Genomic DNA, 16,112 nt, shown 5'->3' with positions numbered 1-16,112 from the left:
TCGTGGGCTCGGAGATGTGTATAAGAGACAGCATCATGGGCGTGATGAACAACGGCATGTCGATCCTGGGCATCGGCATCGACTGGCAGCAGGTCATCAAGGGCATGGTGCTGCTCGCCGCCGTCACCATCGACGTCTACAACAAAAACAAGGCGTGAGGGCCGTCATGACCCGTTCCACCCCCGCCCCTCTGACGCTTGGGATCGTCGGCTTCGGCAAGATCGCCCGCGACCAGCATGTCCCGGCCATCGCCGCCACCGGCCTGTTCCGGCTCGCCGCGGTGGTCAGCCCGCACGGCGCCACCCCGGAGGAAACCGGGCTCGGCGACGTGCCGGTCTTTCGCAGCCAGACGGAGATGCTGGCCGCCCTGCCCGGCCTTGACGCCGTGGCGATCTGCACGCCGCCCGCCGCCCGCCACGCCCTGACGGTGGAGGCGTTGCGCGCCGGCAAGCATGTCCTGATCGAGAAGCCACCGGCCGCCACCCTGACGGAGCTGCGCCTGCTGCTCGACGCGGCGGAGGGTGCCGGGCGCACGCTGTTCGCCGCCTGGCACTCCCGCTTCAACGCGGCGGTGGAGGAGACGCGGCGGCGGCTGGCCGGCGCCACCGTCCGCAACGTTGCCATCACCTGGAAGGAGGACGTGCGGCGCTGGCACCCCGGCCAGGACTGGATCTTCGCGGCCGGCGGCTTTGGCGTCTTCGATCCCGGCATCAACGCCCTGTCGATCCTGACCGAGATCCTGCCGGCCCCCGTCGTCGTCCGCGCCGCCGAGCTGCGGGTCCCCGCCAACCGCGACACGCCCATCGCCGCGACGCTGAGGATGGAAGGCGTTGCGGGCTCCGACGTCGGGACGGTCACCGCCGCCTTCGACTTCCTCCAGGAGGGCGAGCAGACCTGGACCATCGCCATCGAGACCGACGGCATCGGGGCGGAGGGTGGACGGCTCGACCTGACCCACGGCGGCACGCGGCTGAGCGTGGACGGCGTGCCCGTGCTGGCCGAGCCCGACGCCGAGTACCAGGGCATCTACCGCCGCTTCCACCACCTGATCGCGGACGCGGCGGGCGACGTCGACGCCCGTCCGCTGCAACTGGTCGCCGACGCCTGTCTGGTCGGGCGCTGGCGCACCACCGACGCCTTTCACTGGTAAAGCGCCGGGCGCACCGCCCGGCCGACTCCCAATAACGCCCAAACGAGGCTCCGAACGACCCCGGCGCCGGCCGACCCCGGTCCGCGCCCCCAACCCGAATTGGTGCCGACATGTCCGATACGAAGCCCTCTCCCCAGCACCCGGAAATCGGCTCCGGCCGGCGGCTGCGGTCGCGCGCGTGGTTCGACAACCCCGACAACCCCGACATGACCGCGCTCTATCTGGAACGCTACCTGAATTTCGGGCTGACGCGGGAGGAGCTGCAATCGGGCGCACCGATCATCGGCATCGCGCAGACCGGCTCCGACCTCAGCCCGTGCAACCGGCACCATCTGGTGCTGGCCGAACGGCTGCGCGAGGGCATCCGCACCGCTGGCGGCATCGCCATCGAGTTCCCCGTCCACCCGATCCAGGAGACCGGCAAGCGGCCAACCGCCTCGATCGACCGCAACCTCGCCTATCTCGGCTTGGTCGAGGTGCTGCACGGCTATCCGCTCGACGGAGTGGTGCTGACCATCGGCTGCGACAAGACCACCCCCGCCTGCCTGATGGCGGCGGCCACCGTGAACATCCCGGCCATCGCCCTGTCGGTCGGCCCGATGCTGAACGGCTGGTTCCGCGGCGAGCGCACCGGCTCGGGCACCATCGTGTGGAAGGCCCGCCAGATGATGGCGGCCGGCGAGATCGACTATCAGGGCTTCATCGAGCTGGTGGCGTCGTCGGCGCCCTCGACCGGCTACTGCAACACGATGGGCACCGCCTCCACGATGAATTCGCTGGCCGAGGTGCTGGGCATGCAGCTCCCCGGCTCCGCCGCCATCCCCGCCCCCTACCGCGAGCGCCAGCAGGCCGCCTACGAGACCGGCAAGCGCATCGTCGCGATGGTCCGCGAGGACCTCAAGCCGTCCGACATCCTGACTCGCGACGCCTTCCTCAACGCCATCGTCGTCAACTCCGCCATCGGCGGCTCGACCAACGCGCCGATCCACATCAACGCCATCGCCAAGCACATCGGCGTGCCGCTGACGGTGGAGGACTGGCAGACCCACGGGCACGACGTGCCGCTGCTGGTCAACCTCCAGCCGGCCGGCGAGTATCTGGGCGAGGACTTCCACCGCGCCGGCGGCGTGCCCGCGGTCGTCGCCCAGCTGATGGGCAAGGGGCTGATCCGCGAGGGTGCGCCCACCGTCAACGGCCGGACCATCGGCGAGAACTGCCGCCAGCAGCCGATCCTCGACACGCGGGTGATCCACCCCATCGACGAGCCGCTGATGCCCAACGCCGGCTTCGTGGTGCTGCGCGGCAACCTGTTCGGCGCCGCCATCATGAAGACCAGCGTCATCTCCGACGAGTTCCGCGAACGCTACCTGTCCAACCCGCAGGACCCGGAGGCGTTCGAGGGCAAGGTCGTCGTCTTCGACGGGCCGGAGGACTACCATCACCGCATCGACGACCCCGGCCTGGGCATCGACGCCTACACCATCCTGGTCATCCGCGGCACCGGCCCCATCGGGTATCCGGGGGCGGCGGAGGTGGTCAACATGCGGCCCCCCGCCACGCTGATCCGGCAGGGCGTCCATTCCCTTCCCTGCATCGGCGACGGCCGCCAGTCCGGCACCTCGGGATCGCCCTCCATCCTCAACGCATCCCCGGAGGCGGCGGCGGGCGGCGGGCTGGCCCTGCTGCGCAGCGGCGACCGGGTGCGCATCGACCTGCGCCGCGGCAGCGCCGACATCCTGATCTCGGAGGGGGAACTGGCCGACCGCCGCGCCGCGCTGGAGGCCGCGGGCGGCTACCCGATCCCGCCGTCGCAGACCCCCTGGCAGGAGATCCAGCGCGGCATCGTCGACCAGCTCGACGAGGGCATGGTGCTCAAACCCGCCGTCAAGTACCAGCGCGTCGCCCAGACCATGGGCATCCCACGCGACAATCACTGACCCCGGGAGACTGGGGGCGCGTCAGCCCCCGCCCGCGAATTGCTCGTCGAGCCAGTCGAGGACGCGGAGGTTCAGGAGGGATCGGTTGCCCATCTCGCAATGCCCGCCGGCGCCTTCGGCGGCGGTGAAGCGCATCAGCGTCTTCGGGCAGACAAGCGCGTCGAAGAAGGCGCCGGCACCGGCCGACAAGGCGTCACCCTCCGCCTGGGTGATCAGGGTGGGGCAGGCGATGAGATGCGCCCGCCCCCGCATGGTGAACAACTCCGTGGAGGCGAGGTAGGAGCGCAGGTCCGCGACGCCGTGCACCCAGAAACCGCGCTGCACGACCTTCCAGTTCAGCTGGCGGTGGCTGCGGATGAAGGCATCCATGCGGTCGATCACGCCTTGGTCCACGGCGCCGAGATCGGCCGCCGCCTCCGGCGCGACGCCGAGCTTGTGCACCACCACGTCGCGGAAGCCGTCGGCGATGCTCCAGGTGCCGGGATCGGCGATGAGCGCCGCGATGCGCGGCTCGCCCGACGCGGCGCGCGGGGCGAGATGCCCGCCGAGGCTCCATCCGCTGAGCGCGATGCGCGCCGCATCGACGAGCGGCAGGGTTTCGGCGAAATCGACCACCGCCGCGATCACCGTTTCCCAGTCCGGGCGCAGCGGCACGCCGTGCTCGTAGAGCATGGCTCCCTGGCCGGGGCCGTCGAACAGCAGGCTGTGATAGCCCCGCCGCGAGGCCGCCACCGCCGACGCGAAATACATGTCGGTGATGGTGCCGTCATAGCCGTTGGTGAAGACGATCAGCGGGCGGACCCGGGTCTCGAAGCCCTCCGCCGGGATGAAGCGTCCGGGCATCGCCATCCCGCCGAAGGGAATGGCCAGCGGGATGGCCGGGCGCGCTCCGAGCGAGAGCCCCTTGTCGAGCGCCGCCGTCCCCTTGCGAAAGGCGGCGGTCAGGCGCGGATCGACGGGCGCGCCGTAGAGTGGATGGAAGGAGGCGTTGTGAAAGGCGCTCGCCCGCAGATAGAGGGCGCGGGCGGTCGCCTTATGGCCCTTGGACAAAGCGATGTCGGCCTCGTGCGCCAGCCGGTCGCCCGCCGCGGTCCAGGCGTCGTAATAGGCGCCGTCGTCGCCATCGCCGATGGCCTCGGCGACCGCCTTGATCTCGCCGAACTCCGCCCCGCCATAGGGGATGTAGGCGATGGGCCAGGTGCCGAAATCCTCGTGCAGAGCGTCGTGAAAGAGGGTGGTCACGGCTGTCCTCCCCGGTCCCGCCGGCCGGTTCGCGGCGCCCTGGCAACCCTCAAGTGTCGCCTTGCCGGCATCATCAGGCCATCGCGCAGAAGGTGAGACGCCCGAACGGACGTGACGCCGCCCCGCTGACATTTCCCATTCCTCCGCGTGCGGCAAAAGCGCCCGGTCCGGCGGCGGGCGCATTTCTCCTTTCGCCTCATAACTGATATATTAATATATCCAGCATCTTTCCGGTATCCTCCGGTCCAAGGGGCACCCACGCCATGACGCCTTATGCCGACCTCCGGCGCGAGGATTTCCGCGCCACCATCGACGGCACGCCGACCGACCTGTTCACCTTGCGAAACCGCCGGGGCATGGCCGTCCGCATCACCAATTACGGCTGCAAGATTGTCCAGATCTTGGCGCCCGACCGCGACGGCGCCCTCGGCGACGTGGTGCAGGGCTACGAGACGCTGGAGCAAACGATGGCCGGGCAGCCCTCCATGGGCTCCTTCATCGGGCGCTATTGCGGGCGCATCGGCGGTGGACGCTTCACACTGGACGGGGTGGAGCACCGCACCACCGTCAACGCGCCGCCCAACACGCTGCACGGCGGCCAGCGCGGCTCGCGCTTCCGCACCTTCGCCGCGCGGCAACTGGACGAGGCGAGCCTGGAACTGACCTACGTCTTCGAGGACGGGGAGGAGGGCTTCCCCGGCACCCTGCCCGTCCGGCTGGTCTACGCGCTGGACGAGGACAACGCCCTGACCATCGCCTGGACCGCCGTGGCGGCGGACAAGGCGACCGTGGCGAACTTCACCGACCACACCTTCTTCAACCTGTCGGGCGACGCCGGGTCCTCGATCCTCGACCATGTGGCAACGGTCAACGGCGGCCGCTATCTGGCGCTGGACGCCACCGCCGTCCCCACGGGGGAGTTGATGGACGTGACCGGCACCCCCTTCGACTTCCGCAGCCCCGCCGCCTTCGGCGCGCGGATCGCCGCCGACCATCCGATGCTGGCGCTCGGCAAGGGCTACGACCTGCATTACGCGGTGGACAAGCCGGAGAGCACGCTGGGGTTGCATGCTCGTGTCGTCCATCCCGGCAGCGACCGGATGCTGGAGGTCTTCTCCACCGAACCCGGCCTGCAGGTCTACACCGGCAATTTCCTGGACGGCCAGACGCCGCGCGACCTGGGCAAGGGCGGCACGCTCTACACCCGGCACAGCGCCTTCTGCCTGGAGCCGTCGCACTTCCCCAACGCCGTCAACATCCCGTCCTTCCCCTCCACCACGCTGGCCCCCGGCCAGTGGTGCACGGGCCGCATCGTCTACCGCTTCGGCGTCGCCTGACCCCCTGCCAGCGCCTTCCGATTTTCAAAGGACCCTCCATCATGCCTCTTCTCTCCCGTGAATCGCTCGCCGCCGGGGCCTTCGATGTGGCGCACACGGCGGGCGCCCCGCGGCTGCCCGTCACCGTCCTCCAGATCGGCGACGGCAACTTCCTGCGCGGCTTCGTCGATTGGATGGTGGACGTCGCCAACGGCGCCGGGCTGATGAGCGCCGGGGTCGCCGTCGCCCAGCCGCTGGACCAGGGCGTCGCCGGCCTGCTGACCGCGCAGGAGGGGCTCTACACCGTCCTGCTGCGCGGCATCGAGCAGGGCAAGGAGGTCGAAACCCGCCGGGTGGTCAGCTGCGTGTCCGAGGCGCTGAACCCCTACGCCGCGTGGGACCGCATGCTGGATCTCGCCACTGCCCCGGCGCTGCGCTTCCTGGTGTCCAACACGACGGAGGCCGGCATCGCCGACGTGGCGGAGCCCTACACCCCCGGCGCCTGTCCGCAGAGCTTCCCGGCCAAGGTCGCGGCGCTGCTGCACGCCCGCTTCACCGCGCTGGGCGGCACGCCGGACAGCGGCCTCGTCCTGCTGCCCTGCGAGCTGATCGAGGCCAACGGCGCCAAGCTGAAGCGGATCGTCCTGGCCCACGCCAAGCGCTGGGGCCTGGAATCCGGCTTCGCCGCCTGGGTCGAGGCGCACAACCATTTCCTGAACACGCTGGTCGACCGCATCGTCCCCGGCTACCCGCGCGACGAGGCCGAGGCACTCGCCGCAACGTGGGGCTATGAAGACCCACTGGCCGTGGCCGGCGAGCCGTTCCATGTCTGGGTCATCGAAGGCCCGGCGGCCCTGGCCGAGGAGTTCCCGCTGCACAAGGCCGGGCTGAACGTGGTCTGGACCGACGACCTGCAGCCCTACCGCACGCGCAAGGTGCGCATCCTGAACGGCGCCCACACCGCCAGCGCGCTCGCCGCATTCGTGGCGGGGGTGGACACGGTGAAGGGCATGATGGACGACGCGACCCTGTCCGCCTACCTGAACACGGTGATGTTCGGCGAGATCGTGCCCTTCGTGCCCCTGCCGGACGCCAAGCGCCAGGATTACGCCCGCACCATCATGGAGCGCTTCGGCAACCCCCACATCCGGCACGAGCTGATCGCCATCTCGCTGAACTCGGTGTCGAAGTGGCAGGTGCGCGTCCTGCCCAGCCTGAAGGATTACGCCGCCGCCCATGGCGAGGCGCCGGACGGCCTGTCCTTCTCACTGGCCGCCCTGCTGCGCTTCTACAAGGGCACGCGGACGGCGGACGGCGTCTGCACCGGCATCCGCGACGCCGGCCCCTACCCGATCCGCGACGACGCGGCGGTGCTTGCGGCGCTCGCCGGCGCCTGGGCCGCCCATGGCGGCGACCCGGCGGCGCTGGTGGACGCCGTGCTGTCCAACGCCGCGCTGTGGGGCGAGGATCTGACCCGCATCCCCGGTCTGGCCCACCGCACCGCTACCCATCTGGCGGAGATCGAGGAGCGCGGCATGCGCGGCGCTTTGGAAGCGTTGATGAGCTGATTTTAACCCTCTCCCCTCTGGGGGGAGGGTGGCCCGGAGGGTCGGTGAGGGGGATGCGCGTGGCGCTTACGTCCGGCACACGTGCAATCCCCTCACCCTAACCCTCTCCCCGGAGGGGAGAGGGGAACGCACGATGCCCCGCGACCGCTATATACCTTCACGTACAACGGCCTGTTGACAGCGCCCGTCCAGCGCAGTATCCGAACCGATACAGCGTCGGGCGAGTCACCATTCCGCAACGAACCGAAGGAACCGCATCCATGCGTTTGAAAGCCCTCGCCCTCGCTGTCGGGCTGCTGGCCCTCCAGACCGCCGCCCAGACAGCCGCGGTTGCGGCCCAGGACCTCCACGCCTATGTCGGCGCCGGCCTCCGCCCGCCGGTGGACGCGCTGATCGAGGACTTCCGCAAGGAGACCGGGATCACCGTGACGGCCGAGTATGGCGGGTCGGGCCAGCTCCTCGCCCGCTTTGTCGAGACGAAGACCGGCGACCTGTTCATCCCCGGCACGACCTTCTACACCGACAAGCTGAAGGATCTGGACGCCGTCGCCGACCTGTCGGTGCTGGTGGTGCACGGCCCCGTGCTGGCCGTGGCGCCGGGCAAGGCCGAGGCGATCCGCGGTTTCGCCGACCTCGCCAAGCCGGGCGTCCGCGTCGGGCTGGGCGACCCGCAGGCCATGGCGCTGGGCCGCACGGCGGAGGACATCCTGGACAAGTCCGGCCAGGGCGAGGCGATCCGCCGCAACGTCACCGTCCGCGCAGCGACCGTGAAGCAGCTCGCCCTCTATGTGCTGGACGGCAATGTGGACGCCGCCATCATCGGCGCGTCGGAAGCCGCGCAGAATCCCGGCAAGCTGTCCGTCCTCGCCATCCCGCCGGCGTGGTACGAGGCGGAATACGCCCCCGTCGCCGTCCTGAAGACCAGCGCCGCGCCGGACGCCGCCAAGCGCTTCGCCGACTTCCTGGCCTCGGACGCCGGCCTCGCCACCTTCCAGCGCTTCGGCTTCCCGCCCGCCCCGAAGATGTGACGGATGGGTTTCACCACCCTGCTGGCCCTGCCGCTCGCCCTCGTCGCGCTGACGATCGCGGGCGTGCTGGGCGCCCTGCTGGCCCGCCTGCCCCCAGGCGACCTTTGGGCCGCCCTGAGCGCGGCGGAGACGCTGTTCGCGCTGCGGCTGTCGGCACTGACCTCCGTCGCGTCGCTGGGGATCGCGCTGGCCCTCGGCCTGCCGGCGGCCTACCTGATGGCGCGGTGGCGCTTTCCGGGGAAGGTCCTGCTCGACACGCTGCTCGACGTCCCACTGGTCATGCCGCCGCTGGTCGCCGGGCTGGGGCTGCTGTTCCTGCTCGGGCGCAACGGGCCGGTCCCGGCGCTGGGGATGGAATTGCTGTTCTCCCCCGCGGGCGTGGTGGTGGCCTTGGCCTTCGTGTCCACCGCGGTGGTGGTGCGCACCGCCACCGCGGCCTTCCGATCCGTCGACCGGAGCTACGCCGTGGCGGCGCAGTCGCTGGGCGCCGCCCCCTGGGCGGTGTTCTGGCGGGTGGAGCTGCCGCTGGCCGCCAAGGGCATCGCGGCGGGCGCCGTGCTGGCCTGGGCGCGGGCGCTGGGGGAGTTCGGCGCCACGCTGATGGTCGCCGGGGTCACCCGCCTGAAGACCGAGACACTGCCCATGGCCGTCTTCCTCAACATCGCCACCGGCGAGACCGGCATCGCCGTGGCCTGCGCCCTCCTGCTTCTGGTGGCGGCTCTGCTGATGCTGATGGCGATGCGGCTGCTCGGCGCGCGGCGGAACGACAGGTTCAGCCGCGGGTACGCAGCCGGTTGCGGACCCGCTTGAGCGGCTGCTTCAGCTCCATCGCGTCGAGCAGCGCCACCGCCGCCTGCCGCAGCGAGGCGGAGGCGCCCTTCACCGCCCGGACGGGACGGGATTCGGGACGGGCGGGATCGGTTTGGCCAAAGTCCGGCTGGATGGCGCGCACCCGCTCCTTCAGCCTCTCCAGCCATTCCCCCTCCACCGCGTGCTGGCGGGCGTAGTCGAGGATGGAGCGGAGTTCCGCCGCCTGCGGCTCGTTGCGCACGGGGATGCCGGCGATGCGGGCCGGGTCCAGCGGCCCGTCGAAGCAGTCCGGGGCGGGCACCCCGGCGGCGGCGAAGTTCATCCGGGTGCGCACGCATTTCTCGCAGACGCCGCAGTTCCGGAACTGCTCCGCCCCCTCCCAGCAGACGCGCAGCGAGCGCACCGCCTCCGGATAGGCGGCGACCGCCGCGGCCTTCTCCGTTCGGGAATAGGCGGCGCCGTCATGCACGATGGAGAAGCCGTCGCCGGACAGCAGATGGTCGGCGATCGGGGTGGTGCCGTAGGGGATGACCAGCGCGTCGTAAGGCTTGGTGCTGCCGATCAGCCCGAACTCGAACTCCGCTTCGTGGAGGTGCAGACAGGCCGCCAGTTCCGCCGCGTGGGAGTCCTGCCAGTTCTGGAGATGCAGCTCCTTGCTGTTGGTGCGCACCAGGCGCAGGTCCAGCCCGACCAGCTCGCGGAAGGGCCGGGTCCGCTCGACCAGCCGCTCGAAATCCTCGGGGCGGTCCAGTTCCACGTCGAAACCATGCACCATCAGCAGCGCGCCGACATGGTGGCGGCGCTCCGGCGGCAGGAGCAGCCGGTGGCGCAGGATGGTGAAGGTGCTGTCCAGCCCGCTGGAATAGGCGGCGATGGCCCGGCGCCCCGGCTTGGGCGCGTTGCGGTCGACGACCCTCTCCGGGATGATCTCGACGGTCCGGTAGCGGTCGGGACGCCAGCGCCGCCACACCCCCTGGAGCGCGTCGATGTTGTGCAGCGCCGTCCGGGTCAGCGGCCCGTGCACATGGACGGGGAGGCCCCGCTCCATGGCGTGGAACAGGACGGCCATGACCGCCCCGTCCATCGGCCGGTCCGCCGAGGCTCCGGCCGGGTCTTCGAACTCGTAGACCACGCGGTGCCGGCGGCGGGCGCCGTCCTCGGACAGCAGGACGGTGCGGCGGACCAGCCCGCCGCTCGCCGTCTCCTCGACTCCGATGTGCAACCCCTTGCCCGCCATACCCGCCGACGCCCTCTTCAGCCCCTGTTCCGGGATGACAGACGGATGCGGGGCGCAAACGTTCCCAGGGTCCTCACCGTTTCCAATCCGCGAGCCAGCTGTCGATGTAGTTGGTCAGCTTGCCGTAGGAGTTGTCGCGCACCTGCACCGGCAGCCCCATCATCAGGGCCAGCAGCATCCCGTGCAGGCGGTTGGTGACCACGGCGTTGGCCGCGCCGAAATGGGCGACGGCCTTGCGGACCAGCCGGTCGCGGATGGGATACCAGCCGCGCAACGGATCGGCGGGAAGCGGCACCGCGTCGTCCAGCCGGATCAGCCGGGCGGCCAAGGCGAAGCCGGCGAAATCCTCCGGCCCGCACAGGTCCTCCCAGTCGAAGACCGGCGAGTCCTGGCGCAGCCAGTGGCGCCCCGCGCATTCCTGGTCGCGCCGGGCCATGACGAGCAGGGTTGTGTCGTGGGCCGGGCGCACCGGGGTCAGCCGCGTGGGATAGCGCGTCAGGTAATGGGCGAGATCCGGCACCTGGATCGCCCGCTCCCCCAGAAAGGGCCGCACCAGATCGAGCGACGGCGCGTCGCGCGCCATGAAGACCAGATTGCGGTGGGCCGCCCAGCGCTTCATGTCGTGGCGCAGCCGGTCGTGGTCGCGGTAGTAGACGGTCTGCGGCAGAAGCACGACGCGGCTGGACGGAAAGTTCTCCAGCACCTTCTGCCGGAACGTCTCGTGATGGGGATAGAGGTCGCCGAAATTGCCGCCGCCATGCAGCAGGATCGCCGCCTGCCCGTCGCGCTGGCGGCGCAGCAGGCGCCGGGCGTTGCCCAGCGTCACCCGATCACGGATCTCCACGCCGCCGTCGGCGAACAGCGCCTCCGCCCCCTGGTTGATCAGCAGATCCCCGACGTTCAGATGGACCGGGATGTCCGCATAGACGGCCGGCCCGCTGCCCAAATGCGGAAGCACCAGATCCCGCACCCGCAGCGACAGCGCCTCCAGCGCCGCAAGGTCCGGGTCCAGCCACAGGTCCGCCGCACCGGCGGCACCGCCGGCAGACCCACCACCAGACCCGCCAACGGACTCTCTGGACGAGCGCCCCCCGGCACCGCCGTCATAACACCACGTATCCATGGCCAATGGCCGCCCCCGCAGAAGATTGGTTCCGGAACATTGGTCGCCGCCCCCGGAGATGGAAGAGAAGTGACACGTCCCCGTCCAATGTGAATGGGAGTGATGCGTGAAAGTTCGCTTCCAAAGGAATGCGCCTGGATTTGCCGGTTTCATCCGTCCGAACCGGCGCGGGGCTTTTGCGGTACCCGTTCCGGCGCGGTCGGGCCGCGCCGGAATGTTCGTGTTCATATGGTTTGTTCACACACCAATTCGGTCATCATCCCCGTCGCCATGTGCAGAAGATTGTGGCAGTGCAGCGGCCAGCGCCCCGGGTTGTCGGCGTCGAAGGCGATGGTGGCTGAACCGTTCATCGGCACCAGCACGGTGTCCCGCACCGCCCCGGCCAGCGCCGTCCCGTTGAGCGCGGTCACCTGGAAATGCTGGCCGTGCAGGTGCATCGGGTGGGCCATCGGGCTTTCGTTGACCATGGTGACGGTCACCCGCTGCCCCTTGCGAACGGTCAGCGGCCGGTGCTCGCCGAAGGGACGGTCGTCGATGGTCCAGACATAGGGGGCCATGCCGCCGGTCAGACGGATGGTGAAGGCCGAATCCGTGGGGCGCGGCGCCAGGGGGGCGAGCGCCGTCAGCCGCCGCTCCAGCGACAGGTCCACCGGGCCGGCGGCGCCGTCCGCGAGGCCGGCGGACTTGCCCACCGTGGCGCCGGGGGTGGCGAGGATGATGCCGGTGCGCTGACGCTCCCCTTCCCGTTGCGCCAGGACGGGGAAGGCGCCGCCTTCGGCGGGAAGCTGGAGGAGGATGTCCAGCCGCTGTCCCATGACCATGCCGAAGCGCCGCCCGGTCACCGGCTGCACCGGGTTGCCGTCCGCCGCGACCACCGTGCCGTCGAGGGCGCCGAGGTCGATGTGGAAAGCCGTCGAGGTCGCTCCGTTGATCAGCCGCAGCCGGACCCGCCCGCCGCGTTCCGCCCGCACCACCTCCGGGTCGTCGAGCGTGCGGTCGTTGGCGAGGTAGGCGTCATACTCCACGTCGTTCAGGTCCATGGCGGTCATGGTCATGCCGCCCATGCCCTTCATGGTCGAGTGGTCCATCATCGGCATGGCGCCGCCATGCCCGCCGCCATGGCCTCCGTGGCCGCTTCCATGCCCGCCACCGTGATCCATCCCGCCATGATTCATGGTTCCGCCGGTCAGCCCGGCGAGGACCTCGGCAGGGTCCTTGAAGGTGAAATCGTGCAGCAGCACGGTGACCTCCTGCGTGTCCTCGCGCCGGTCTTCGACGGTGCGGACGATCAGGGGGGCCGCCATCAGCCGCTGTTCCTGGAGGCCGTGGTGCGAGTGCATCCAGTGCGTGCCGGGCCGCGGCTCGAAATCGTAGCTCTGGCTGGCGCCGTCGCGGATCAGCGGGCGGTTCGCGTCGGCCACACCGTCCTGGGCGTAGGGCGGGGTCATGCCGTGCCAGTGGATGACCGCGTCCTCCCCGGCCCGGTTCGCCAGATCGACCAGGAAGCGCTGCCCCGGATCGAGGAACAGGCCGGAGGTGCCGTCCGGCTGGCGGATGCCGAAGACGGAGGCGGGCTTGCCCATCACCTCCAGCACGCGCCGCTCAACGGCGAGATGGAGGGGCGCCTCGGCCCATGCGGGGCGTACGGCTGCAGGAAGAAGGGTGGAATGGCTGCCCAGCGCGGCGACCGAAGCCGCGGACGCCAGGAACCGGCGGCGGGTCTGAAGAATCGTCATGATGCGATGGTCCGTTTTTGCGAAATGCCGGCCCAGAGCGCGCGGTGAAGGCGCAACTCGGGCATGGAGTCCGGTCAAACGGCCATGCGCGGTGGCCTGAGGACCGGCGGCGGGCCGATTCCCTCCGGTAGCAACCCGGCGGGCCTGAAGGGCGCGGCGGCACGGAGCGGCGGCGTCGGAAAGGCCGCCGTGGCGGCGATGCCCGACAGCATCATCGGGCAGGCGCCGCCGCAGGACAGCCCGTTCCTGCCCGCGCAGGCGTCGTCCGCCGGTGGCGCGTGGTCGGCATCGCCCACCCAGACGCTCCCGGCCGGCGCTGGAGCCGAGGATGCGGCATGGCCTTGAGAATGGGCGGCGGAATGGACATGCGCCTGCGCGGGGGACGGAGCGAACAGCACCAGCGCGGCCAGCATCAGCAGCCCCGTCAGCAGCAGCCTGATCGACATCATCCCGCCAAGGGTGCACCCACCCCGCGCCATCACTGTTTCCCGTTCCTGCATCGGCATCACGGCTCACAGTCTCCACCTTCCAGCGGCGGGAAGGTCAAGCGCAAATTCGCACTGACGCCACTGGTTGTAGGGAACCCGCTCTGGACAGCCTGACCGCGCCGTGATATCTCCGGCCCAGCAAAGTGAGTTAGTGCTCACTTATGAAATAGGGTTAATCATGGGACGGCTGGACAACTCGGCCCGGCGCGCGGCGATCATCGACGCGGCCCTGCCGCTGTTCGCGCGCAAGGGATTCGCCGCCACCACGACGAAGGAGATCGCGCAGGCCGCCGGCGTGTCGGAGGCGCTGATCTTCAAGCATTTCCCCAGCAAGGCCGCCCTCTACGAGGCGATCTTCCGCTCCTGCGTGGATGGGGACGAGGATCTCGCGAAGCTCCTGGCGATGCCGCCGAGCACGGAGACGCTCGCCGCCTACGTCCAGGCGATGGTGAGCTGCTACGTCAGCGAACTGCCCAGCGACCGCGACATCATGCTTCCCCGCTACCGTCTCTATTTCATGAGCCTGCTGGAGGACGGGGAATTCGCCCATATGGTGCGCCGCTGGATGTCGGAGCACATCGCCCCGCCCTTCGTGGCCTCGCTGCGCGCCGCCCGCGACGCCGGAGACCTCATCCCCTCGGCCCCGGTGACGGAAAACGCCTTCTGGCTGGCGGAGATGCTGGGCTCCACCCTGGCCACCATTCACCTGCCGCCGACGCCGCTCGTCCCTTCCCTGGCCGAGCCGCGGCGCACCGTTCGCGACGCGGTCGCCTTCATCCTGCGCGGCCTCGGCCTGCGGGAGGAGGCGGTGGCTCTTTACACGCCATCATTGCATTGCACCCAATCAACAGAACCAGAACCGACCTGTTCGAGAGAGGCTGATCGTGACGAGTGACATCGACCATTCCGCTCACGCGCCAGAGCGGACCACCGCACGCCGTCCGGTCACCCGCGGGCGGCTGGCGTTCCGCATCATCATCATGGCCGTCATCCTGGCCGTGCTGTTCGGCGGCCTGTACGCCTTCAACAACTTCCGGAACAAGGCCATCGCCGACTTCTTCGCCGGCAACAAGCCGCCGCCGACCCCCGTCTCGGTCGCCGAGGCGACGGCGCAGTCCGTTCCCAAATACACCACCGCCATCGGCACCCTGACCGCAAGCCGGCAGGTGAGCGTGGCGCCGGAGGTTGTCGGGCGCGTGACCCAGATCTTCTTCGAATCGGGCGCCCGCGTGAAGGCCGGCGCGCCGCTGGTGCAGCTCAACGACGCTCCGGATCAGGCCGACCTGCTGGCCTACCGCGCCCAGGCGAAGCTGGCCGAGAACAACCTGCAGCGCGCCCGCAACCTGCTGCGCAACCAGGCCGGCCCGCAGGTCACCGTCGACCAGAACCAGGCCCAGCTCGACGAAGCCAACGCCAACATCAAGAAGACCGAGGCGCTGATCGCCCAGAAGCTGATCCGCGCGCCCTTCGATGGTGAACTCGGCATCCGGCAGGTGAATGTCGGCGAGTATGTCAGCGCCGGCGGACCGGTCGTCACGCTGACCGACCTCGCCAACCTGTTCGTCGACTTCACCCTGCCCGAGCAGGCGCTGAGCCAGATCCGCGTCGGCCAGCCGGTGCTGATCTCCGCCGACGCGGCCCCCGGCGCCAACTTCGACGCGGTGATCTCGACCATCGAGCCGCAGGTCAGCCCGGACACCCGCGCCATCAAGGTGCGCGCCACGCTGCAGAACCCGGAGCGCAAGCTGCTGCCCGGCATGTTCGCCAACATCCGCGTCGTCCAGCCGCCGGCCCACAACCGCATCGTCGTTCCGGAAACCGCGGTGGACTACACGGTCTACGGCGACAGCGTCTTCGTCGTCGCTGCCCAGAAGGACGCCGAGGGCAAGGACGGCCATGTCGCCAAGCGCGTTCCGGTGAAGACCGGCGACCGCTTCGACGGCAAGGTGGAGATCCTCGACGGGGTGAAGCCCGGCGACCGGCTGGTCTCCTCCGGCCAGCTCAAGCTGAACAACGGCGCCGCCGTGGTGCCGACGGAAGCGAGCGCGCTGGTGCCGCCGCAGACCGTTCCGCGCAACTGAGGAACCGGCCATGTCATTCACCGACATCTTCATCCGGCGGCCGGTCCTGGCGCTGGTGGTCAGCCTGCTGATCCTGCTGGTCGGCGTCCGGTCGCTGACGGATCTGCCGATCCGGCAGTATCCGGAGCTGCAGAACACCGTCATCACCATCACCACCTCCTACGCCGGCGCCTCTCCCGACCTGATGCAGGGCTTCATCACGACGCCCATCGAGCAGGCGGTGGCGACGGCGGAAGGCATCGACTACATCACCTCCTCCTCCACCCAGGGGGTGAGCCTCGTCACGGCCTACATCCGGCTGAACTTCAACCCCAACGTCGCGATGACCGACGTGATGTCGAAGGTGCAGCAGGTCAAATACCAGCTTCCGCGCGAGGCCAACGACCCCGTGATCCT

Annotated in this window: 14 protein-coding genes; 9 read left to right on the top strand and 5 right to left on the bottom strand. The window is 69.9% G+C overall.

Translation table 11 applies throughout. From position 1 onward, the window contains the following. Positions 1-166 precede the first annotated feature (166 nt). Both Q4I23_RS21500 and Q4I23_RS21495 read left to right on the top strand, forming a co-directional pair. Positions 167-1,150: a Gfo/Idh/MocA family protein gene (locus tag Q4I23_RS21500; RefSeq protein WP_498527551.1), complete on the top strand. Its 984-nt coding sequence runs from the start codon at positions 167-169 to the stop codon at positions 1,148-1,150. A 110-nt stretch (positions 1,151-1,260) separates the two neighbouring features. Continuing rightward, the gene (locus Q4I23_RS21495) at positions 1,261-3,087 is read left to right on the top strand and encodes an IlvD/Edd family dehydratase (RefSeq protein ID WP_498527550.1); all 1,827 of its coding nucleotides are present in this window, start codon (positions 1,261-1,263) and stop codon (positions 3,085-3,087) included. A gap of 21 nt (positions 3,088-3,108) precedes the next feature. Here Q4I23_RS21495 and Q4I23_RS21490 read toward each other — a convergent pair whose 3' ends face one another. Further along, positions 3,109-4,329 (bottom strand): alpha/beta hydrolase family protein, encoded by a 1,221-nt coding sequence (locus tag Q4I23_RS21490; RefSeq protein WP_498527549.1) that lies wholly within the window; start codon positions 4,327-4,329, stop codon positions 3,109-3,111. 263 nt (positions 4,330-4,592) lie between these two features. Between Q4I23_RS21490 and Q4I23_RS21485 the strand changes: the two genes are divergently transcribed. The 4 genes from Q4I23_RS21485 to Q4I23_RS21470 all read left to right on the top strand — a co-directional run bounded on the left by Q4I23_RS21485 (position 4,593) and on the right by Q4I23_RS21470 (position 9,051). Continuing rightward, on the top strand, positions 4,593-5,666 hold the full coding sequence (locus tag Q4I23_RS21485) for an aldose epimerase family protein (protein WP_498527548.1): 1,074 nt from the start codon (positions 4,593-4,595) through the stop codon (positions 5,664-5,666). 41 nt (positions 5,667-5,707) lie between these two features. Next, positions 5,708-7,213, top strand: a complete 1,506-nt coding sequence (locus tag Q4I23_RS21480; protein WP_498527547.1) for a tagaturonate reductase — start codon at positions 5,708-5,710, stop codon at positions 7,211-7,213. A 260-nt stretch (positions 7,214-7,473) separates the two neighbouring features. After that, positions 7,474-8,241: a molybdate ABC transporter substrate-binding protein gene (gene modA, locus Q4I23_RS21475; RefSeq protein WP_498527546.1), complete on the top strand. Its 768-nt coding sequence runs from the start codon at positions 7,474-7,476 to the stop codon at positions 8,239-8,241. Positions 8,242-8,244: 3 nt separating this feature from the next. Further along, positions 8,245-9,051: an ABC transporter permease gene (locus Q4I23_RS21470; protein WP_498527545.1), complete on the top strand. Its 807-nt coding sequence runs from the start codon at positions 8,245-8,247 to the stop codon at positions 9,049-9,051. Here Q4I23_RS21470 and Q4I23_RS21465 read toward each other — a convergent pair. The 4 genes from Q4I23_RS21465 to Q4I23_RS21450 all read right to left on the bottom strand — a co-directional run bounded on the left by Q4I23_RS21465 (position 9,014) and on the right by Q4I23_RS21450 (position 13,596). After that, positions 9,014-10,273, bottom strand: a complete 1,260-nt coding sequence (locus Q4I23_RS21465; protein WP_498527544.1) for a hypothetical protein — start codon at positions 10,271-10,273, stop codon at positions 9,014-9,016. The genes Q4I23_RS21470 and Q4I23_RS21465 overlap by 38 nt on opposite strands. Positions 10,274-10,361: 88 nt before the next feature. After that, positions 10,362-11,411, bottom strand: coding sequence for a polysaccharide pyruvyl transferase family protein (locus Q4I23_RS21460; protein ID WP_454020903.1), 1,050 nt, complete (start codon positions 11,409-11,411; stop codon positions 10,362-10,364). A 224-nt stretch (positions 11,412-11,635) separates the two neighbouring features. After that, complete coding sequence (locus Q4I23_RS21455; RefSeq protein ID WP_498527543.1) at positions 11,636-13,147, bottom strand: multicopper oxidase family protein; 1,512 nt, start codon at positions 13,145-13,147, stop codon at positions 11,636-11,638. 74 nt (positions 13,148-13,221) lie between these two features. Further along, positions 13,222-13,596: a hypothetical protein gene (locus Q4I23_RS21450; RefSeq protein WP_498527542.1), complete on the bottom strand. Its 375-nt coding sequence runs from the start codon at positions 13,594-13,596 to the stop codon at positions 13,222-13,224. Positions 13,597-13,813: 217 nt separating this feature from the next. Here Q4I23_RS21450 and Q4I23_RS21445 point away from each other — a divergent pair, with 217 nt between their 5' ends. From Q4I23_RS21445 to Q4I23_RS21435, 3 genes are all read left to right on the top strand, one after another. Beyond that, positions 13,814-14,530 carry a TetR/AcrR family transcriptional regulator gene (locus Q4I23_RS21445; RefSeq protein ID WP_498527541.1) on the top strand — a complete coding sequence of 239 codons (717 nt, stop codon included), beginning with the start codon at positions 13,814-13,816 and terminating at the stop codon, positions 14,528-14,530. Further along, positions 14,520-15,716, top strand: a complete 1,197-nt coding sequence (locus tag Q4I23_RS21440) for an efflux RND transporter periplasmic adaptor subunit (protein WP_454020899.1) — start codon at positions 14,520-14,522, stop codon at positions 15,714-15,716. The genes Q4I23_RS21445 and Q4I23_RS21440 overlap by 11 nt, the downstream gene beginning before the upstream one ends. Before the next feature lie 10 nt (positions 15,717-15,726). Further along, a partial coding sequence (locus tag Q4I23_RS21435; protein WP_498527540.1) for an efflux RND transporter permease subunit occupies positions 15,727-16,112 on the top strand: 386 nt, incomplete at its 3' end.

It is taken from the genome of Azospirillum sp. UFLA03-27 (genome assembly GCF_059803775.1).
This window is presented reverse-complemented; position numbering and strand designations above follow the sequence as displayed.

Coding starts and splice junctions, on each gene's coding strand:
- Q4I23_RS21495 (WP_498527550.1), top strand. CDS start 1,261: ATGTCCGATACGAAGCCCTCTCCCCAGCACCCGGAAATCGGCTCCGGC.
- Q4I23_RS21485 (WP_498527548.1), top strand. CDS start 4,593: ATGACGCCTTATGCCGACCTCCGGCGCGAGGATTTCCGCGCCACCATC.
- Q4I23_RS21455 (WP_498527543.1), bottom strand. CDS start 13,147: ATGACGATTCTTCAGACCCGCCGCCGGTTCCTGGCGTCCGCGGCTTCG.
- Q4I23_RS21480 (WP_498527547.1), top strand. CDS start 5,708: ATGCCTCTTCTCTCCCGTGAATCGCTCGCCGCCGGGGCCTTCGATGTG.
- Q4I23_RS21500 (WP_498527551.1), top strand. CDS start 167: ATGACCCGTTCCACCCCCGCCCCTCTGACGCTTGGGATCGTCGGCTTC.
- Q4I23_RS21445 (WP_498527541.1), top strand. CDS start 13,814: ATGGGACGGCTGGACAACTCGGCCCGGCGCGCGGCGATCATCGACGCG.
- Q4I23_RS21450 (WP_498527542.1), bottom strand. CDS start 13,596: ATGATGTCGATCAGGCTGCTGCTGACGGGGCTGCTGATGCTGGCCGCG.
- Q4I23_RS21460 (WP_454020903.1), bottom strand. CDS start 11,411: ATGGATACGTGGTGTTATGACGGCGGTGCCGGGGGGCGCTCGTCCAGA.
- Q4I23_RS21470 (WP_498527545.1), top strand. CDS start 8,245: ATGGGTTTCACCACCCTGCTGGCCCTGCCGCTCGCCCTCGTCGCGCTG.
- modA (WP_498527546.1), top strand. CDS start 7,474: ATGCGTTTGAAAGCCCTCGCCCTCGCTGTCGGGCTGCTGGCCCTCCAG.